At 68.5% G+C, this 20536-nt stretch carries 13 protein-coding genes; 4 read left to right on the top strand and 9 right to left on the bottom strand.

Features of this window, described 5'->3' with window-relative positions:
- Nucleotides 1-3 precede the first annotated feature (3 nt).
- Entirely contained in the window at nucleotides 4-867 is an 864-nt protein-coding gene (locus tag OHT57_RS39855; RefSeq protein WP_328751690.1) for a LysR substrate-binding domain-containing protein, read from the top strand.
- Nucleotides 868-1422: 555 nt separating this feature from the next.
- Nucleotides 1423-3249, top strand: coding sequence for an AMP-dependent synthetase/ligase (locus OHT57_RS39850; protein WP_328751689.1), 1827 nt, complete (start codon nucleotides 1423-1425; stop codon nucleotides 3247-3249).
- A 30-nt stretch (nucleotides 3250-3279) separates the two neighbouring features.
- On the opposite strand, the gene OHT57_RS39845 is transcribed toward OHT57_RS39850, so the two are convergent.
- Genes OHT57_RS39845 through OHT57_RS39825 form a run of 5 tightly spaced genes read right to left on the bottom strand, consistent with a single transcriptional unit; the run spans nucleotide 3280 to nucleotide 12812 of the window.
- Nucleotides 3280-5310 (bottom strand): PQQ-dependent sugar dehydrogenase, encoded by a 2031-nt coding sequence (locus tag OHT57_RS39845; protein ID WP_328751688.1) that lies wholly within the window; start codon nucleotides 5308-5310, stop codon nucleotides 3280-3282.
- 11 nt (nucleotides 5311-5321) lie between these two features.
- Entirely contained in the window at nucleotides 5322-7571 is a 2250-nt protein-coding gene (locus OHT57_RS39840; protein ID WP_328751686.1) for an alpha-galactosidase, read from the bottom strand.
- Entirely contained in the window at nucleotides 7568-10825 is a 3258-nt protein-coding gene (locus OHT57_RS39835) for a glycosyl hydrolase family 28 protein (protein WP_328751685.1), read from the bottom strand. The genes OHT57_RS39840 and OHT57_RS39835 overlap by 4 nt, the downstream gene beginning before the upstream one ends.
- Before the next feature lie 12 nt (nucleotides 10826-10837).
- Entirely contained in the window at nucleotides 10838-11629 is a 792-nt protein-coding gene (locus OHT57_RS39830; RefSeq protein ID WP_328751684.1) for a heparin lyase I family protein, read from the bottom strand.
- A gap of 4 nt (nucleotides 11630-11633) precedes the next feature.
- Nucleotides 11634-12812, bottom strand: coding sequence for a glycoside hydrolase family 88/105 protein (locus tag OHT57_RS39825; RefSeq protein WP_328751683.1), 1179 nt, complete (start codon nucleotides 12810-12812; stop codon nucleotides 11634-11636).
- A 306-nt stretch (nucleotides 12813-13118) separates the two neighbouring features.
- Between OHT57_RS39825 and OHT57_RS39820 the strand changes: the two genes are divergently transcribed.
- Entirely contained in the window at nucleotides 13119-13955 is an 837-nt protein-coding gene (locus tag OHT57_RS39820; protein ID WP_328751682.1) for an aldo/keto reductase, read from the top strand.
- 95 nt (nucleotides 13956-14050) lie between these two features.
- On the opposite strand, the gene OHT57_RS39815 is transcribed toward OHT57_RS39820, so the two are convergent.
- Together OHT57_RS39815 and OHT57_RS39810 are read right to left on the bottom strand one after the other, a co-directional pair.
- The gene (locus OHT57_RS39815) at nucleotides 14051-14752 is read right to left on the bottom strand and encodes an SDR family oxidoreductase (protein WP_328751681.1); all 702 of its coding nucleotides are present in this window, start codon (nucleotides 14750-14752) and stop codon (nucleotides 14051-14053) included.
- Between the two features lie 377 nt (nucleotides 14753-15129).
- A complete protein-coding gene (locus tag OHT57_RS39810) occupies nucleotides 15130-16041 on the bottom strand; it encodes a class I SAM-dependent methyltransferase (protein WP_328751679.1) in 912 nt (303 codons plus the stop codon).
- A gap of 113 nt (nucleotides 16042-16154) precedes the next feature.
- Here OHT57_RS39810 and OHT57_RS39805 point away from each other — a divergent pair, with 113 nt between their 5' ends.
- Entirely contained in the window at nucleotides 16155-16976 is an 822-nt protein-coding gene (locus OHT57_RS39805) for a phytanoyl-CoA dioxygenase family protein (protein ID WP_443053538.1), read from the top strand.
- 95 nt (nucleotides 16977-17071) lie between these two features.
- On the opposite strand, the gene OHT57_RS39800 is transcribed toward OHT57_RS39805, so the two are convergent.
- Entirely contained in the window at nucleotides 17072-18790 is a 1719-nt protein-coding gene (locus OHT57_RS39800; RefSeq protein ID WP_328751678.1) for a glycoside hydrolase family 6 protein, read from the bottom strand.
- A 30-nt stretch (nucleotides 18791-18820) separates the two neighbouring features.
- Nucleotides 18821-20293 (bottom strand): cellulose binding domain-containing protein, encoded by a 1473-nt coding sequence (locus tag OHT57_RS39795; RefSeq protein WP_328751677.1) that lies wholly within the window; start codon nucleotides 20291-20293, stop codon nucleotides 18821-18823.
- Nucleotides 20294-20536: the final 243 nt, after the last annotated feature.

Here is a 20536-nt window from a genome sequence, read left to right as displayed (position 1 = left end):
GGGATGTACGACCCGTCGCAGTTGCGTACGTTCCTGGCGGTGGCGCAGACGTTGAGCTTCACGCAGGCCGCGCGGCGGCTCGGGGTGCGCCAGTCGACCGTGAGCCAGCATGTGCGGCGTCTGGAGGACGCGGCCGGGCGGCAGCTGTTCACCCGGGACACCCACTCCGTGGAGCTGACCGAGGACGGCGAGGCGATGCTCGGTTTCGCGCGCCGGATCCTGGAGGTGCACGACCAGGCGACGGCGTTCTTCACCGGCACGCGCGTGCGGGGGCGGCTGCGGTTCGGGGCGTCGGAGGACTTCGTGCTGACCCGGCTGCCGGAGATCCTCGAGGGTTTCCGCTCCGACCACCCCGAGGTCGACCTCGAACTGACCGTCGAGCTGTCCGGGGCGCTGCACGAGCAGCTCACCGCCGGGAAGCTGGATCTCGTCCTGGCCAAGCGGCGGCCGGAGGATCCCCGGGGTGAACTGGTCTGGCACGACCGGCTGGTGTGGATCGGAGCGGAGCGGCTGCGTCTGGACGCCGACCGGGCGGTGCCGTTGATCGTCTATCCGCCGCCGGGGATCACGCGGGCCCTCGCACTGGAGGCGCTGGAGCGGCAGGGCCGGGAGTGGCGCATCGTATGCACGAGCGGGAGCCTCAACGGCCTGATCGCCGCGGCGCGGGCAGGGCTGGGGGTGATGGCCCATTCACAGGGGCTGGTGCCGCCCGGCCTGGTTCGGGTCCCCGAACGGGCGGGGCTGCCCGAGCTGGGGCGGGTCGACTTCGTGCTGGTGCACGGGCCCCGGCGCACGGCAGCGCAGGGGGCGGCCGATGCGCTGGCTGCCGCGATCCTGGCCGGCGGGGACCGGCTGCACCGACGGTGAGCGTGTGTTCGGGGCCTGGGACCCACAGCCCATACAGTCCGCAGTCCGCAGTCCGCAGTCCGCAGTCCGCAGTCCGCAGTCCGCAGCGGATGGTGAGCCCGTCGGCGAGGCCCGGAGCCCGTGTCCCGGCATCCACGGCGCGCGAAGCCGGGTGCGGGATCGGCGCGGGGTCCCAGCGCTCCGCGCTCGCCGCCGCCGCGACAGCGCCGGTGGCCGTCCTCCCGCGAACAGGGCGCGCACCCCGTGACGGAGTGACACGTTGCCGGCCCACGGCGCCGACGGAAGAGGGCGCCACCCCCGGGAGGGACCGTTTCTGCTAGGTCGCGAGGCGTAGTCGGGTCGTACAGATTCGGTGGAGATTACGGCACCGAAACTTACTCAACCGTCAGTTTTCTGTCCGACCCTTCCCCATGTGACGGTATTTTTCGGGACCGACCAGGCCATACGTGAGCACTGCTCGGCTTCGGACCCCCTCCCGCCCGATGTCCCGGTGGGGTAACTTTCACGGCGCTGTGCGGAGCGTCACCGAGCGCCAGGGAGAGCGGGGAGAGGGGCTTGCGCGAGTTCACCAACCCTCCGTTGGCGTTGGCCCCCCCGGTGGGCGGACTGGCCGACGTCGTCTTCGAGCATGCCCAGAACGACCCCCTGCACATCGCCCTCGGTCGTAAGGACGAGAGCGGGCAGTGGCGGGACGTGACGTCCGCGGAGTTCCGGGACGAGGTCCTGGCGCTCGCCAAGGGACTCCTCTCGCAGGGCATCCGCTTCGGCGACCGGGTCGCGATCATGTCCCGCACCCGCTACGAGTGGACGCTGTTCGACTTCGCGCTGTGGACGATCGGCGCGCAGGTCGTGCCGGTCTATCCGACCTCCTCCGCCGAGCAGTGTTTCTGGGCGCTGTACGACGCCGAGTGCACGGCTGCGGTCGTGGAGCACGAGGACCACGCGATGACGATCGCCACTGTCATCGACCGGCTGCCGCGGCTGCAGCAGCTGTGGCAGCTGGACTCCGGCGCGGTGCAGGAGCTCTACGACGCGGGCGCCCCCATCGAGGACGAGGTGGTGCACCGCCACCGGCAAGCCGTGACCCCGGACTCGACCGCGACGATCATCTACACCTCGGGCACCACGGGCCGTCCCAAGGGCTGTGTGATCACGCACGGCAACTTCATGTACGAGTCGGACACCGTCATCGACCGCTGGGAGCCGGTGTTCCACTCCAAGAAGGGCGACGAGGCGGCGACCCTGCTGTTCCTGCCGCTCGCGCACGTCTTCGGGCGGATGGTGCAGGTGGCCGCGATCCGTGGCCGGGTGCGTTTCGGCCACCAGCCGCAGATGAACGCGGCCGCGCTGATGCCGGACCTCGCCGCGTTCAAGCCGACGTTCTTCCTCGGAGTGCCGTACATCTTCGAGAAGGTCTTCAACGCCTCCCGCCGCAAGGCCGAGAAGGAGGGCAAGGCCGGGCCGTTCGCGAAGGCCGTCGACGTGGCGGTGAAGTATGCCGAGGCCATGGAGGCCAAGGCCTGGGGCCTGGGGCCTGGCCCGTCGGCGGGGCTGCGGATGCAGCACCAGCTCTTCGACAAGCTCGTCTACTCCAAGATGCGGGCGGCGATGGGCGGCCGTATCAAACAGGCCATGACCGGCGGTTCGGGCATGGACCGCAGGCTCGGGCTGTTCTTCGCCGGTGCGGGTGTCCACATCTACGAGGGGTACGGCCTCACCGAGTCGACGGCGGCCGCGACCGCCAACCCGCCCGAGCGCACCCGCTACGGCACGGTCGGCCAGCCCATCCCCGGCATGACCGTGCACATCGCGGACGACGGCGAGATCTGGCTGTACGGCGCGAACATCTTCCAGGGCTATCTCAACAACGAGAAGGCCACCGACGAGAGCCTGCACGACGGCTGGCTCGCCACCGGTGACCTCGGCTCCCTCGACGAGGACGGCTACCTCACCATCACCGGCCGCAAGAAGGAGATCCTCGTCACCTCCGGCGGCAAGAGTGTCTCCCCCGGTGTGCTGGAGGAGCGGGTGCGCGACCATCCGCTGGTCTCGCAGTGCATCGTCGTGGGCAACGACCGCCCCTACATCGCCGCCCTGGTCACTCTCGACCAGGAGGCCGTGGAGCACTGGCTGGGGATGCGCGACAAGCCGCGGATGGCCCCGGCCCAGCTGGTGCACGACGCCGACCTGGAGACGGAGGTGCGGCGCGCGGTGGTGGCCGCCAACACCCTGGTCTCGCAGGCCGAGTCGATCCGCACGTTCCGTATCCTCGCGCAGCCCTTCACCGAGGAGCACGGGCTGCTGACCCCGTCGCTGAAACTGAAGCGCAAGGCGATCGAGACGGCGTACGCGGGTGAGGTCGAGGCGCTGTACCAGGCCTGAGCCCTGTCAGCCCGTCGGTCCGACGGTTTGTCAGCCGATCGTCACGCGAAGGATCTTGTCCGCTCCGTCCGCCGCTCCTCCGTTGTTGTCGCAGTTGGTGGTCGACAGCCACAGCTGGTCGGCGCCCGGCACCTTGGTGACCGTGCGCAGCCGGCCGTAGGTGCCCACGTAGTACGCGGTCGGCGTGCCGACGCTCTCGCTGTCCCCGTTGATCGGGATCCGCCACAGCCGCTCGCCGCGCAGGGAGGCCATGTAGACGACGTTGCGCACGATCGCGATGCCGCTCGGCGAGGCCTCCGAGACGTTCCAGGTGGCCTTCGGGTTGGTCATCCCCGCGGTGGAGCAGGTGCCCTCGCAGGTCGGCCAGCCGTAGTTGGCGCCGGGCTTGATCAGGTTCAGTTCGTCCTTGGAGCTGTTGCCGAACTCCGCTTCCCACAGACGGCCGTTGCGGTCGAAGGCGAGGCCCTGCGGGTTGCGGTGGCCGAGGCTGTAGACGAGGTTGCCGAACGGGTTGCCGGGGGCCGGCTTGCCGTCCGTGGTCATGCGCAGGATCTTGCCGTTGAGGGAGTTCTTGTCCTGCGCCAGGTCGGGTGTCTGGGCCTCGCCGGTGGAGACGTAGAGGTAGCCGTCGGGGCCGAAGGCGAGGCGGCCGCCGTTGTGGTAGCGGTTCTTCTTGATGCCCTGCAGGAGAACCTTGTAGTCGCTCAGAGCGGTCCCGTCGTACGTCATGCGGACCACCCGGTTGCCCTCGGACGCGGTGTGCATGAAGTAGACGTAGTGGTTCGTCTCCCACTTCGGGTCGGCGGCGACGCCGAGCAGTCCGCCCTCGCCGTCGGTGGTGACGGCGTTCGGGACGGTACCGACCTGCGTCTTCGTGCCGTCCTTGGTGACCTTCCGGACCCGGAAGTCGTCCCGCTCGGTGACCAGTGCGCTCTTGCCGTCGGGCATCCAGAAGATGCCCCACGGGATCGTCCAGCCGGAGGAGAGGGTGGCGACGGAGGACGGGACGCCGCCGTCGGTGGCGCACGCCTTGGTGGTGAAGGTGACCGTGTTGCTCGGCTGGGAGACGTTGCCGGCCGCGTCACGGGCGACGACGTTCAGGCTGTACGGGCTGTTGCAGGCCAGCCCGGTCACCGTGGTCGAGGTGCCGGTGGTGACGGACTTGTAGACGGTGGTGTCACTGCGCACGTCGTAGCCGGCGACCGCCCGGTCGTCGGTGGAGGCACCCCAGCTCAGTGCGGCGCTGTTCGCCGTGACGTCCGCCGCGGACAGGGTGCCCGGCTTGCTCGGCGGAGTGGTGTCGGAGCTGGGCTCGGTGGTGCAGTCGACGACGGGGCTCGCGGGGGATGTGTTGCCGGCCGCGTCACGGGCGATGACGGTGAGGTTGTAGGTGGTGCCTGGGGTGAGGCCGGTGAGCGCCTTGCTGGTCGAACCGCCGGGCGCCTCACCGATCTTGTTGCCGTGCTCGTAGAGGTCGTACGCCGTCACCGCCACGTTGTCCGTGGCGGCGCCCCAGGCCAGTGTGAGTCCGTCCTCGCCGATGCCGGAGCAGCTGGGCTGCCCGGGGCGGCTCGGGGCCTGGGCGTCGGTGGCCGCGTCGACGCCGATGCGGTCGAGGTTGGGACCGCCGCCCGCGGTGGTGGCGGTCGCGCGGATCTTTGCGGAGCCCGCCGTGAGCGGGACGTCGACGGTCCTGGTGGCCCAGGTGTTCCAGTCGGCGGTGGCCGGGAAGGAGACGGCCGGCGACACGACTGTGCCGTTCACGGAGATGTCCATGGGACGGTCGGTCGCGGTCCCGTTGGCGTAGCGGAAGGTGACGGCCGTGGTGCCCGCGGAGGCCGCGCTCACCGTGAACTCCACGTACGAGCCTTGGACGTTGGTGTAGTCGACGAAGCCGGTGCCCGTGTAACCGGTGTGGTTGGTGGCCACCGTGCCCTGCACGACGGTCGCGTCCTCCGCCTGGTAGTCGGTGGCCGCGAGCGCTCTCCCCTGGCTCAGGCCGGCGAGCGGCAGAGCGAGGGCGGCGGCGAGGCCGTAGGCAAGAAGTCTGTTGATTTTCACGGTTGTTCCCCTCAGCCCGTGTACTGGGTGAAGACCTTGAGGTAGTCGTACGGCTGCTGTGTCACGCCGCTGCAGGAGTCGCCGTCGGTGCCCGAGCCGCAGGGGCGGTCGCGGTTGACGGACCAGTAGGTGAGGCGCCCGATGTGGTGCTGCTGGGCGTAGGCGAGCATGGTCTTGAAGTCGGCGACGCGGACCCGCTCACCGGAGTCGTCGGTCTTTCCGTTCATCGACGACAGGCCGATGCGGGCGTAGGCGGTGGCATCGCTGTAGCCGTAGGCCGCCTTGACGCGGGCCTTGAGGCCTTCCATGGCCTGGGTCGTCAGCGTGCCCATGGTGGTGGTGCCGCCGCCGAAGTCGAACGGCATGATGCACCACACGTCGTTCGCCAGGCCCGAGTTCGCCGCCCGCTTGATCATGTCGACGCCGGTGGAGTCGGGGCCGCTGGTCGTGGTGCCGAAGGTGATGACGGTCTTCAGGCCCGGGTTGTTCGCCTTGACTGTCTTCAGCGCGTCGACGACCCGCTGCCGTACGGTCGCGTTGGACCACTCGGTGTTCTCGATGTCGACGTCGAGGGCCTTCAGCTGGTAGGCGTTGATCACCTTCTGGTAGGCGCCGGCGAGCGCCGAGGCGCTGGAGCACTTCTCGCCGAGCTTGTTCCCGCTCCAACCGCCCACGGAGACCATGACGTCACCGCCGGCGGATCTGATCGCGTCGATCCTCGACTGGTCGGTCCCGCCGGTCAGCGGGCGCGAGCCGTCCCATTTCGGGTTGCAGCCGCCGTCGGAGAGGATGAATGCCAGGGTGAACCACTTGACGCCGGTCGCCGACATCACCGAGGTGGGGTTCTGCGGGTTGCCCCAGCCGAGGTACTCGTAGGGGGCGACGGCCATGCCCGGTGAAGCTGCCGCACTCTTCAGGGAGTTGACGGGCTTCACGCGGATCAGCCGGGTCTCGCCGGGACGCAGGGTCGCGCTGTAGGAGTCGGCGATCGCACCCTTGTGGGAGCCGGACCACAGGTCGGTGACGTCTCCGGAGCCGGTGAAGCCGGCCTGCGACCAGTCCACGCCCACAGTCGCGTTGCCCGAGGTGCCGGTGTTGAACAGGGCCACCACGTACTGGCCGTCGCTCTCCTTCTTGCTCCAGACCTGCCGCACACCGCTGTTGACGATCCGCTTGGCCGCGACCCCGTCCTGGTCGACGCCGATCAGCCGGTCGTTGGTCAGCATCGCCTTGTCGACGGCGTCGAGGCGGGTGAGGTCGGTGCCGAGCAGCAGCGGCGAGGCCGCCATCGCCCACAGGGTGAAGTGGGAGCGCCGCTGGTCGGCGGTCAGGCCCACCTGGTCACCGTTGCCGACCTCCAGTGAGTCCAGGTCGTTCCAGCCGCCCGGTGCGGCGTACGGCTGCCAGGAGGCCGCGGTGTTGAAGCGGGAGGAGACATGCGACCAGTCGGTGAGCGGATAGCCGCTGCCGTTGGAGCCGGGTCCGCAGTAGCACTCGACGTCACCCTGGGTGCGCCAACTGTTCGCCAGCTTCCGCCAGGTGGTGGCGTCGGCGATCGGAAGGTTGTTGGACAGGGCGAAGTTGATGGGTCGTCCGCTCGCTCGCAGCGCCTTGTCCCAGGCCTGGACGTCGGGGATGTCGGCACTGCCCACCCCGTCGATCTTCAGGTAGTCGACACCCCAGGACGCGAACTGCTTCGCCCAGGAGTTGACGAACTCCTGGGCGCCCGGCTTGGAGTAGTCGATGTAGTACATGTTCTTGCAGTTGTAGTTCTTCTCGGTCCTGGAAGTGTCCGCGATGTCCTTCGCGTGGTAGGGGGTGCCCTCGATCGGCGTGTTCTTCGTGACGGCGTTCTTCGCGATGCCCGGGGTCACGTAGAAGCCGAACTTCAGGCCCTTGGAGTGGACGTAGTCGGCCAAGGCCTTGATCCCGCCGGGGAACTTGGCCGTGTCGACGGCCCAGCGGCCGTTGTCGTCGACGACGAAGCCGTTGGAGTCGCACTTCTGCCAGAAGTCGTCGAGGTTGATGTGGACGAATCCGTGGTCCTTGAGGCCACTGGCGGCCAGCGCGTCGGCCTGCGCCTTGATCTTCGCCTCGGTCGGCGTGCGACGCACGAAGCTCCAGCTGGACCAGCCCATGGCGGGCCGGACGGACCGGCCGTTGTCGGAGGCGGCCGCCGGATGGGCGGTGCCCACGAGCGGCACCGCCGCGGCGAGGAGCAGGCCCACCACCGTAGCCGTGAGCGATCTGATACGGATCATGACTTTCCCCCGTTCGCGGGTGTGGCGTACGACGTGCCGATCCACGCCTCGTCGATACGCAGTCGCTTGTAGCGGGCGGTGTCGGTCGAGGCGGCCCACGTGGTGTCGACCTCCAGGCGGACGTAGCGAGCGTTGGCCGCAGTGAGGTCAATGCCCTGGATTCCGCGGCGACTTGGCAGCTGACCGGTCTTGACCGCGCTTCCCCAGGTCGAGCCGTCGTTGCTCAGGTACACCTTGTAGTCCTTGATCCGCGCGGACTGCTCGGTGTCGGAGCGGGCGTAGGCGACGGAGTCCTCACGCTGGTTGAGGCCGACGTACTGCACCTTCTTCGCCGAGCCGAGGTCGAAGGTGAGGTTCACCGGCAGCGTCTTGTTGCTGTCCCAGTAGGTGAGGTGGTCGCCGTCACCGGCCGCCGACGCGGCGTGTCCGCTCGCCGAGGCGCTCGCGCTCACCTTGACACCGGTGAGAATCCCCTGGCGGCCGGCCGTGGTGACCTTGAGGACGGTGTCGTACGGGTCCCAGCCACCGAGGCCGGTGAGGGTGAGTACGCCGCCCGACTGCGACCACGAAACCGCCGCGCCCGTACGGAGGTTGGTGACCGACGCGACACGGTAGCCGTTGTCGCGGATGCGCAGGGTACTGGTGCTGGGCGGGGTCAGCACGTGGATGTACTGGCGGTTGGGGTCGGTCCTGCTGATCGTGGTCACGCCGTGGGCGCCGTCGTTCCAGAATCCCGGCTTGAGCCCGCCGTACAGGTAGCCGCCGCCCTCCGTGCCGTGCAGGGACTCCCAGATCGGGTCGAGGTAGGAGTTCGCGAAGGTGTTGAAGTCGGCCTGGTTGGCCGGGAACTTGCCGTTGACCTGGGCGGTCTCGGCCATCAGCGCCTTCACGGACGAGCCGGTGTTGGTGACGAGGCGGCCGAGGGTGAGCATCTTGTCGACAGCCGGGTCGGTGCCGCCGTACCACCAGGCGCCGGTGGAGGGCAGCTTGAAGTCGGCCTCGGTGAGGCGGGGTTGGGCCGTGTAGACCGCCTGCGGGTAGTCGTACGCCGGCGTCATCCCCGTCTTCTGCTCATTGCTGATCATGTCCATGATCGGCGTGTCTTCGTTGTTGTTGCTGAGCGTGTAGTTCGGGCGCTTGGTGTAGATCTGCTGGTAGAGGTTGTGGCTCTCCCAGTAGGAACTGTCGTTGTCGATCCAGAACCCGCCGAGATCGGGATAGCGGTCCATGACCTCGAAGAAGTTGTCGTAACTGAACTGCCCGAAGCCGTCGTTGGTGGTCAGGTCGACGTTGTTGCCCTTGTAGGCGGAGTACGCGGCCGAGTCGAGCCACTCGTGGCCGCCCTCGTCGTGCCACTGGGGGTCGTTGGTCATGTAGAGGATGACCTTCAGCCCCTTGGCCTTCGCGGCGGTGACCAGTTCGCCGAGGAAGTCCCGCTTGGTGGAGCAGGAACCGGGGATCCTGGAGGGCCAGGCACGGGCGTAGCCGAGGCGGCTGTGGAAGGAGGCGAGGACGATGTACTGCGTGTGCAGCTTCTGGGCCTCCTTCACCCAGTAGTCGGCGTTCCAGCCCCCGTTCGTGACGTCGTCCTCCCAGGCGGTGCAGCTGGTGTGGGCGGGCGCGGTGCGCAGCCCCCAGTGCAGGAAGAGGCCGCCGACGGAGTTGCGCAGGAATTCCTGGCGGGGGTTCTCCAGGTCGAGCGGCTTCACCCCCGTACTGCCGCAGCCCTGGCTTCCCGAGACCCGCAGGGCGCCCCCGGAGGTGTTGTGACTGTCCGTCAGGCAGACGCCGGAGGCGTCCTGGAGGCCCATGTCGTACGGAGAGCCGCCGCCCTTCTGCGCGGTGAACCGGGTGAGCCGGATGCCGCTGGCCGCGTTGGCGATGAACGCGGGCCGGCCGTCATCCGCGGCGAACTTCACCGAGCTGTCGGTGAACTGGACGTCGTCGGCGTTGTGGAGGTACCAGCCGTAGGCCGGCCGGGCGCCGATGGCCCTGGGGTTGTAGTCGTTCGGGTCGTTGCCCGGCACACCGGTGGACATGGTGCCGTTGCCGCCCGGGACTGTGATGTCGACGTTGTCGAAGGTCACGCCCTTGATGCGGTGGCCGGTCTCACCCCACAGGGTCGGGCTGAAGGACGGGCTGCTGCCGGTGGCCGTGATGTCGTCGTAGGTGATGTCGCTGATCGATCCGACTCCGGGACTGTCGCCGCACCGTTTTCGCGTGCCGATCTTCTGCATGATCGGCGAGTGGACGTTCGTCATCGTGATGCCGCGGTAGTGGACGTCGGAGATCTTCGCGCCGTCCATCGACACCATGCCGAGGCCGGACTTGTCGGCGCCGTCGATACGGATGTTCTCGAACCGGTAGTCCGAGAAGTCGCCGCAGGTCTCCGAGCCGAACATCAGGGCGTTGCAGCAACGGGCGGACAGGAAACTGTCGTTGACGCGGACGTGGCCGTTGGGGAGCTTGGCGCCGAGGGCGTAGTCGCTCTTGAAGACCAGGGCGTCGTCGTTGGCCCTGATGGTCGCGTTCGTCACCGTGACGTTCGTCGTGGAGATGATGTTCCAGCCGTCGCGGTCGCTCGCGGTGTCGATGGTCAGGTGGTCCGACGTCACGTTCCTGCAGCCGTTGACGAGCGCCGCGAAGTGGCCGCCGCGGCGGAGGGTGAGGCCGTCGCCGATCGTGAGTCCGTCGCATCGGGTCAGGGAGATGATCTTGTCGGCCTCGCCGGACTTCGGGTTGCCGGTGATCAGGTTGCCCATGCCGTCGATGACTCCCTGGCCGACGAAGCCGATGTCGGTCAGCTGGTCGCCGTGGATCATCGCGTCGCGGAAGTGGCTGTGCCCGTAGTCCTGGTAGTCGTCGTACGGATTGGACTCGGCCTTGTCGTAGGTGTCGGCGCTGGAGCCCTGGAGGGTGGCGCCCTTGTCGAGTCGGAGCGTCACATGGCTCTTCATGTGGATGGTGTTCTTCGACTTGTAGTCGCCGGACGGGAAGCGGACGACTCCGCCGCCCGCCGCCGAACTCGCCGCCGTGATCGCCTTGTTGACGGCGGGGGTGTCGTTGGCGGAGCCGTCACCTTTGGCGCCGTAGTCGCGTACGTCGAAGACGGCGGCGGTTCGGGGCGGGTCCTGCGGGGCGGCCGGGGCCGCCGGGTGGCTGAGTCCGAGGACGACGGCGACGACGAAGAGGACGATCGCCACCGTTCGGGAGCGGGAGCGGGAGCGGGAGCGTGGGGCAGTGGGGGGTATCAAGATGACGGCTCCTCAGACCAGTTGGTAGCCGCGCAGGTTGGTGAGCAGCAGATAGGTGTTCTGGAGGGAGCCGGAGGTGTCGCCGAGGGAGCGGTAGATGCCCCACTTCGGGCGGACGCGGTCGGCCAGGAAGGTGTCGACGCCGGTCTTGGACGCGTCGATGACGGTCGAGCCGCCGGACTTCAGGATCCAGCGGACGGAACCCGCCGAGCCGTCGCCGACCTTGATCTGGAAGTCGACGTCGGTCCATTTGTCGTGCAGCGGGTCCAGGTCGGTGCGGCCGACGAGGATGTCGTCGATGGCGAGCTTCAGCTCGATGGTCTGTTTGCCGTTCACCCGGCGCAGGGACTGCACGACGATCGGCGAGGTGCCGCTGCCGGGCTGCTTCATCTGCATGATGTGGGTGAAGGTCGTGGTCGCCTTCAGGGAGCTCGGGATGTACATCGAGTAGGTGAGCCGCCAGGTCTGGCCCTTCGTCCACTTCAGGTAGTCGCCGCCGCTGCCGTTGCGCAGCCCGGTGACCTCCTGGCGCTGGCGGTCGGTGGAGGTGTCACGGTCGACGGTGTGCATGTCGAAACGCCAGTTGTTGCCGGTGGCGTAGATGTGCGGCTGTCCGGCGGAGTGCGAGTCGGCGCGGTCGTCCTCGATCGTCTCGAAGGCGCCCAGGCCGTCGCCGCTCGCGGACGGGGCCCACTTCTGCTGCCAGGAGGCGGCGTGGGCGGTGGTCGCCTGCGGCAGGCCGACCGCGGCCGCCGTGGCACCACCCAGCGCGGCGCCCAGCAACACCCTTCGTGATGTGCTCATGACACTAATCACCTCGCAGTTGTTCGTTCATGATCAGGAAGGCGCCCAGGCCGTGGAAGTCGTTGACGGCCCGGGTGCGGGCGACGTAGTACGCGTAGTCGCCGACGTTCGTGCCGACCGAGACGTCGGCCAGTTCGGTACGGCCGTCGGAGCCGACCGACAGTTTCGCCAGGACCCCCTGGTAGCCGCGCCGGGCCACGGCGGCGTACCGCGGGGCCAGATATCCGCGCTCAGCGCCGCGTGAGAGGGCGTAGGTGAACATGCTGGAACAGGACGTCTCCGTCCAGTTGTCGCTCCGACCGCCCTTGTCGATCACCTGGAACCAGCGGCCGGTCGCCGGGTCCTGGTACTTCTCGAGTCCGGCCGCCAGCTTCCGCAGGATCGCGAGGAGCCCGGGACGACGGGGCTGGTCCGCCGGGACGGCGTCGAGCACGTCGACGATCGCCATGGAGTACCAGCCGACCGCCCGGCACCAGTGCTCGGGGGCGAGCCCGGTCTCCGGATCGGCCCAGCTCACGCTCTTCGACTCGTCGTAGGCGTGTCTCAGCAGCCCGCCTGCGACCTGGAGGTGGCCGCCGTAGACAGCGAGTTGCCGCACCGCCTCGGCGTCCGTACCGCCGCTCCCGCCGAACTCGTCGCCGTACTCGACGAGGAACGGGTTCACCATGTAGACACCGTCCGCCCAGAGTTGGTGGGCGCGGCTCAAGGTGTCGGCGTGCCAGAAGCCGCCGTCGCTCGTGCGGGGGTAACCGGCCAGGCGGTCGATGATCTTCTTCGCCGCCTTGTGGTAGCGGTCCTCGCCCGTCTCGTGATGGAGGATCACCAGCAACCGGCCCGCCTGCATGCTGTCCAGGCTGTTGAACGACTGGCCGATGGAACCGTCCTCGCCGACGAACCGGTCGACATAGCTCTTGATGTACGCGAGGTAGCGGGCGTCATGCGTGCGCCGGTAGGTGAGGTACTGGCCGTAGAGATACAGCCCGACCGGGTAGGACCAGCCTCCGATGGTGCTCGGCGTGTAGCGGGCCATGGTCGAGTCGACCATGGCGACGGACCAGTCCCGGTCCGGGCCCGGGCCGACGGAGGGGCCGGCGGGCGGGGGTGCGGCCGCCGGCAGGGTGACCAGGGGCACGGCGGCGAGTGCGAGGGTCGTCAGTGCTGTACGCAGACGACGGCGTCTCATGTTCCTCCCTCTCCATGAGTGAGTGAGTCAGGAAACACGGGAAACATCGGATGAAAGCCAACGCGTATTCACATACATGAATTGAGTTCAGGCTTCCGCTCGTTGGCGCGATCCAGAGTCGCGGCAGGACCGTCGACGGTCAATGGTCTGTACCGAAGAGGTCGGATGCATTTCCGGCCAATTTCGGCCATCGCCTGCTGACTGGCGGATCAGTTCGGCCGGATTCTCCGGTCAGGAATGCATCAGAGCTCGTGATCGTTGACGATGGGAGTGCCAACCGTCGACAACCGTAAGGATCAAGAGCTCGTGAGCAGCAAGGTCCCCCCGATCATCCTCAATAACGGCGTCGAGATGCCCCAGCTGGGTTTCGGCGTCTGGCAGGTGCCGGACGACGAGGCTGAGCGCGCGGTCACCACGGCGCTCGAGGCCGGGTACCGCAGCATCGACACAGCGGCGATCTACGGCAATGAAGAGGGCACCGGCAAGGCCATCGCGGCCTCCGGACTGGCCCGTGAGGACATCTTCGTCACCACAAAGCTCTGGAACGGCGACCAGGGCTACGACTCGACTCTGCGCGCCTTCGACACCTCGCTGGACAAGCTCGGCCTGGAGTACGTGGACCTGTATCTGATCCACTGGCCGACGCCCGCCCGCGACCTGTTCGTCGACTCCTACAAGGCGTTCGAGAAGCTGCACGCCGACGGCCGGGTCAAGGCGATCGGTGTCTCCAACTTCGAGCCCGAGCACCTGGAGCGGCTGATCGCCGAGACGTCCGTCGTCCCGGCCGTCGACCAGATCGAGCTGCACCCGCACCTCCAGCAGCGTGCGGCCCGTGAGTACCACGCGGAGCAGGGCATCGCCACCGAGGCGTGGTCGCCGCTCGGTTCCGGCAAGGGCCTCCTGGAGGTCCCGGCCATCGTGGCCATCGCCCAGAAGCACGACCGCACCCCGGCCCAGATCGTGCTGCGCTGGCACCTCCAGCTCGGCAACGTCGTGATCCCTAAGTCCGTGACCCCGTCGCGGATCAAGGAGAACATCGAGGTCTTCGACTTCACCCTGGACACCGAGGACCTGGCGGCGATCAGCGCGCTCAACGAGGACCGGCGCCTCGGCCCGGACCCGTCGACGTTCAACAGCGCCTGACGGCAGGCCGGTTCGGCCGGCGGTGTGTCACCCCAGCGGCTTGTCGCCGCCGGGGTGACACACCGCCGGCCGTCGTGCGTGCGGGCGGCCCCGCGTCAGTTGGGCTGCCCGATCGGCCGTACGACGACGGTGTTGATGTCGACGCCCTCGGGCTGCCGTACGGCCCACACGATCGACTCGGCGATCTGGTCGGCGGTGAGGAGATGGCCGGGCGGGAGGCTGCCGTAGCTGTCCCAGAACGGCGTCTCCACGCGGCCCGGGGCGACCAGGGTGACGCCGACGCCGAACCCGGTGACCTCGCGGCGAGTGTTCTCGGCGAGCCCGGTCACCGCCCACTTCGTCGCCCCGTAGATGTTGCCCGGGGTGTTCACGAACCCCGCGACGCTGCCGATGAGGACGATCCGGCCGCGGGTCTCCTTGAGCGCCTCGATGGAGGCGCGGACGAGGAGGGCGGGGCCGAGGACGTTGGTGAGCACCATCTCGGTCCAGCCGGCCGGGTCGCCCTCGGCGACCGAGTCGTGGGTCGCGAAACCGGCGTTGGCGACGACCGTGTCCAGCCGGCCGAACTCCTTGAGCGTACGGTCGACCGCCGACCGGATGTCGTCGTAGTCGGCGGCGTTCCCGACGAAGGTGAGCAGCCCGTCCGGGTTGCCCAGTTCCTCGGCGAAGGCGCGCAGACGCGGCTCACCGCGTCCGGTGACGGCCACCCGGTGCCCCGCGCCGAGCAGTTGCCGTGCGACCGCGGCGCCGATGCCGCTGCCGCCGCCGGTGATGAGCGCGACCGGTGAGTCGGACATGGTTTCCCCCTGTGTTCGGTTGTCGTCCCGTGGACGCCAGGGAGTACATCAGTTGGAGCGTTCTCGAAGTCAAGTGCCGCAGGTTCGGCGGCGGTCGGCCGAGAGAGAACAGCGCCGCCGCCGTGTCTCGGTGAGCCCTCTTTCCAACTCGGTGCGGTCCAGGGTGGATCCGGGGGCGAGCACCGGGCCCGCCCGCCCCCGCCGGCAGGGTCGCGGCCGGGAGGGTGGAGGTGTCGCTCTCCCGGACGTGCACCGATCCGTCGGGACCCTTGGCGGCGACCGGCGAGCCGTCGACGCAGAAGCCGAGCGCCGGGGCGTCCCGAGGGGGGATCCGCCGTTCCCCGGCACGGCCGTCACGTCCGGGAGCTGAGCCGGCCTCAGCCGGTCCGCACCGCGGTGTGAACCGTGTGCGCGGCCAGCACGAACACGTCCGCCCGCCGGTGCACGCTCGCCGCGTCCTCGGGATCCAGCAGACGGTCGAGGGTCCCGCGGTCGTCCGGCTCCAGGTGCTCCCCGAAGACATCCCTCAGCCGCCCGAGCGAGGCGGCGATGTAGGCACGGGCCCGGTCGGTCGTCGGCGCGGGCAGGTCCAGCAGGAAACTCCGCGTACCGGTGTGCCGCAGCCCCGCCGAGGCCATCAGCGCGGGCCAGTCCTCGACCTCGGCGACCGCGTCGGGAAGCCCCGCGCGCATCTCGGCGAACCATCCCTCCTCCAGCGCGTCGAGCCGAGCCTGGAGTCCGGGTCGGCCGATCCCGATGTCCCGGGGCAGGAAGCGCGCCTGCAGCCCGCCCTCCATCAGTGCGAGCGTGCCCCCACGGGCGAGCCGTGCGGCGAACGTGGCGATTCCGGCCCGCTGGTCGCCGAGGTGGTGCAGGCTCCTACTGGCCCACAGCAGATCGACGGGGTAGGCCAACTCCTCGAGGACTCCTGGCAGTTGACCGGCGAGGGTGCCGAAGCGGTCGGCGATGCCCAGCCGGGCGGCCCGAGCCAGGGCGCGATCCAGGAGCGGCTCGGCTCCGTCGACGGCGACGACCCTGGCCCCCGGGAACGCCTCGGCGAGCAGGCAGGACAGCACCCCGGGTCCACTGCCCGCGTCGACGATCAGCCCCGGCTCGGTCTGCTTGTGTCCGAGCCAGGCCAGGGCCCGCTCGTACAGGGGCGTGAACAACTCGGCCTGGGTCTCCAGGTGCTGGGCCATATTGGACCAGTCGAGGTCGGTGTGGTCATGGTGCCGCTGTCCGTGGGTGCCACCGTGACCGTGCTCTTCGTGATCGTGATCGTGCGCCATGGTGTCAGCCTCTCCTCGGGATGCCGACAGCGTGCGCCGACGCACCGCGAAGAGGCCAGCGATGTTGCCGTGACGGCAAAAAGGACGGCAAAGCGGACGCAAAGGAAAATGGGATGCGTCCGGGAGTTCCTGTCCTTCACGATGGCCCCATGGAGCCCATGGACGACGAACTGATGGAACGCTTCCTCGAAGACGGGTTCGTGAAGATCGAGGGAGCCTTTCCGCCCCGCGTCGCCCAGCACTGCGCGTCGCTGCTGTGGCGGGAGACGGGCTACGACCCCGAGGACCCGGCCTCCTGGAAGGACCCCGTGGTGTGGGTGGCCGATATGGCGCAGGGCCCGTTCGCGGCGGCCGCCAACTCTCCTGCCCTGCATGAGGCGTTCGACCTGCTGGTGGGCGAGAACCGCTGGCAGTCCCGCTATTCGCTGGGCACCTTCCCTTTGCGGTTTCCGCACGCCGAGGAACCGGACGACGCGGGCTGGCACATCGAGGGAAGCTACCTCCCCGAGGATGCGCCCGCCGGCCTGTTTCACACCAACCTGCGCTCCAGGGACCGCGCGCTGCTGATGCTGTTCCTGTTCACCGAGGTCACCGAGGCCGACGCCCCGACCCGTATCAGGGTGGGCTCCCACCTCGACGTCCCCCCGGTCCTGGAGCCGTACGGCGAACAGGGCGCGTCCTTCCTGGAGTTGGGCCCGGAGGTCGACCGGGCCTCGGCCCACCGCCCGCTCGCACACGCCACCGGCAGTCCCGGGGACGTCTACCTCTGCCATCCCTTCCTGGTCCACGCGGCCCAGCCGCACCACGGCACGCGCCCCCGCTTCATGGCTCAGCCACCGCTTCTCCCGTCGGTTCCCTATGAGCTGGAGCGAACCGACGGGGACCACTCGGCGGTGGAGTTCGCGATCCGCCGGGGCCTGGCTCGAGAGAACTGACCAGACCCCGGGCGGCGTGATTCCTTTGGGGGTGCGGGGAACTGCGCGACCAGCCTCACGGACCGGCACCCGCAGTCCCACTGCACCCGGCTCAGCTAGAGCGCGGGGTACGCGTTCTTCATGAGCTCCTGGAACTGCGCGGAGAACCAGTGCCCCGACAGCGGAGCGTTCGCCAGCGCACCGGACATGTTGTTGTTGTTCCGCGGGTTGCCGGTGTACGTCGGGTCGCACATCCGGTCGAAGCCCTTGCCCTCGTCGTTCGCGATCGCGGAGCTGGACCCGTCGGACTCACCCGGAGGCTTGATCCACACGTAGGCGTCGATCCCGGCGGCCGGGCTGGCCTTCGGACGCTCGCCGAGACCCGCACCCGACTGGTTGCACCAGTTGCCGACATGGATACGCCGGTCGAGCTTGCCGCCGTTGACGTAGGTGTCCACGTCCGTCATGGCACCGGGACCGGTGGGCCGGGCGGAGCCGCCCCAACCGTTGCGGGAGGTGTCGATCAGCATGCCGACGCCCGAGGGGAAGCCCTGGTTCACGGCCTCCTGCCGGAAGGCCTGGGCGTAGGAGAGCTCGTCGACGTACCGGTTCCAGTCGACCCACTTGGACTCGCGCACGGACTTGCCGTTCACGGAGTCGTTGATGGTGAAGTTCTGCTCCTTCAGCGCGCTGTAGTTGGCGGTGTTGGTGATGAAGCCCTGCACGTCGTTGACCGTGGCGCCCTCGGCGGTGGCCGCCTGCTTGATCGTCTGGACGGTCGCGGAGAAGTTGTCGTCCCAGCCGAGCCAGCCGTGGTGGCCGGCGTCCACGTAGTTGTAGACGTTGGCGGCGTCACCGAGCTTGTTGAGCGCGTAGCCGACGCCCTTGACGTAGTTGCCGTTGGCCTTCATCGTGTCGCAGTTCGCGGTCGCGGTGGGCCGCGGCGTGACGTTGGTGACGAGGTTGGGGAGCGAGTCGAGCTCGACCGTGTCGACGATCCGCAGCGAGGCGTACTTGGGGTCGGCGAGGATCGCGGCGATCGGGTCGATGTACTGCGTCTTGTACTTGTCGATCTCCGTCGGGCCCAGTTCGCCGTTGGAGGCGAGGGCCGAGCAGTCGCGTCCGGGCAGGTCGTAGATGACCAGCTGGACGACGAGCTCTCCCGAGCCCTTCTGCTTCAGCGCCTCATCGAGATGGGCGCGCAGGCCCATCTTGCCGCCGGTGCCGTTGATCGATGCGATCCGGTCCAGCCACACACCCGTGGGCTGATTGGAGACGCGGCTGCCGCCCGGCTCCGCGGCGGCGTTGGCGGACCACTCGGGGTTCACGTACACCTTGGCGCCCGCGTACGGGTTGTCGACCCGGGTGCCGGGGGTACCGGGGTCGGTCGGGCCCGGATCGGTGGGACCGGTGCCGCCGTCGACGTTGCAGGTCACCCCGTCGAGGGTGAAGGTGGTCGGCAGGGCGTTGGTGCCGCTGTAGGTGCCCTGGAAGCCGAAGCTGACCGAACCGCCGGTGGCGAGCGTGCCGTTGTAGCTCTCGTTGGCGGCGGTGACGGCGGTCCCGCTCTGGCTGATCTTGGAGTTCCAGAAGTTGGTGACCTTCTGGTTTCCGGCGTACGACCACTTCAGGGACCAACTCGACTTTGCCGCAGTGTTGTTGGTGATGGTGACGGCCGCGGTGAAGCCGGTGTCCCACTGGTTCTGCACCTTGTAGTCCACGGCGCAGGGGACGGCGGCGAGGCCCACGTCCCCGGGGGTCACGGCTAGCGCGGTCCCGGAGGCCCCGGCGACGAGCGCCAGGGCAGCGAGGAGCGCTGTTCTCGTACGACTCATGAGTGCGGGTTTCCTTCTCGGTCGCGGGTGTTATCCGTTGAGGGCGCGCAGATGGTCACGCAGCCCGGTGCCGAACGCTGTCGGTGTGCCGTCGTAGCTGCTGATCAGGGACGGTCCCAAGGAGCAGTCCCAGGTGTTCCAGGTCCAGCCGAGATACGACAGGGAGCGGTCGTCGAACCACTTCATGACCTGGTCGATGAAGCCGTGAGAGCAGGTGTTCTCGCCGATCTCCCCCGCCATGAGGGGGACTTGGGCGGCCACCGGGGCGAGCGTGGAGTTCCAGCAGCTCTCGTTGGAGCAGGTGTTGAAGTTGTACACGTGCCACGCGGCGGCGAGATTGCCCGCCGGGTCGGTGGGTTTGTAGGTCAGCCACTGGCTCAGGTCGTTGGAGTAGGCGATCCCGCCGGCAAGGATCACGTTCGTGGCGCCGGTGCCCCGGACGCTGTCGACGAGATCCTGCATACCGGCGACCTCGTACCCGATGCCGGGGCAGGTGCCGCCGTCCCGCCAGCACTGCCACGCCTGGGTGGTCGTGGAGGTGGCGCGGTCCGGGTAGGGCTCGTTGAACAGGTCGAAGACGACGGCCCGGTCGCCTTTGAAGGTGTTCGCCACCGAGGTCCAGAAGGCCGGTGTGTACTGCATGTCGGGCATCGGCTTCTGGCAGCCGGCGTGCACGTCGGAGCAGCCGGCGGAGTTGCCGGTGTACTGCCCGTAGGTCCAGTGGAGTTCGACCACGGGTGTCAGGCCGTGGGCCTTGACCCTGGCCACCAGGTCCTTGACGGCGTTGATGTAGTTCGCCCCGGCGTAGGCCGGGTTGATGTTGGACAGGCCCAGCCAGCACTCCTCGTTGAGAGGGATGCGGACCGTGTTCGCTTTCCAGTCGGCGATCGCCTTCACCGAGGCGTCGTCGACCGGGCCGTCGAAGATGCCGCGGCCCTGGACGCACATGAACTCGCCGCCGGACCGGTTCACGCCGAGGAGCCGGCGTGTGCCGCCGTTCGTGTCCACGAACTTGTTGCCCGAGACGCGCAGGACGGGGGGAGCCGTGTCCTCAGGATCCGTCGGATCCGGAGTGGGGGACGGCGCGGTGTCCGTGTTGCAGACCGTGCCGTTGAGCTTGAACGAGGTGGGTACCGCGTTGCTCCCGGACGAGGACGCGATGAATCCGGCGCTGACGCTCGCTCCGCTGCCCAGCGAGCCGTTGTAGCTCTCGCTGGCCGCGGTGATCGTCGTGCCGGACTGGGACCATTTCGCGTTCCAGCCCTGGGTGAGCTTCTGGCCGCCGGTGAAGTCGAAGGCGAGGCTCCAACTGCTGACGGCAGCCATGTTGTTGGTGATTTTGACGGAGCCCTGGAAACCGCTGCCCCACTGGCTGGTGACGGAGTACTCCACCGAGCAGGCGGGGGTGGCGCCGGACGCCGTGACCACCGGCACGGTCACGGCCCCGATGAGGGCGACCGCGCCGACGGCGGCTAAAAGAGCTGAACGCGGAGGGTGTCGCATGAGCGACTCCTTGCAGATCAGCGCGCCGTTACGGACGCGTCGACTGATGGAATCGCTCCCACTGGTGTCCAAGAAGTTAGCGCCAAGTGACGGCAAAGAACAGAGGCGTCACTTGACTTTCCGGGGCCCCGTTCGTCGAATCTTTTCGACTCTTCAAACATCTTGACCCCTCACACCCGCATCCCCACTATGGGAGCGCTCCCACTGGTTCAAGCCTTGACTTCTCCGAGCCGCACAAGGAGG

Source organism: Streptomyces sp. NBC_00285 (assembly GCF_036174265.1).
GTDB lineage: Bacteria > Actinomycetota > Actinomycetes > Streptomycetales > Streptomycetaceae > Streptomyces.
The sequence above is the reverse complement of the archived record's forward strand: the minus strand, read 5'-3'. Positions and strand labels throughout refer to the sequence as shown.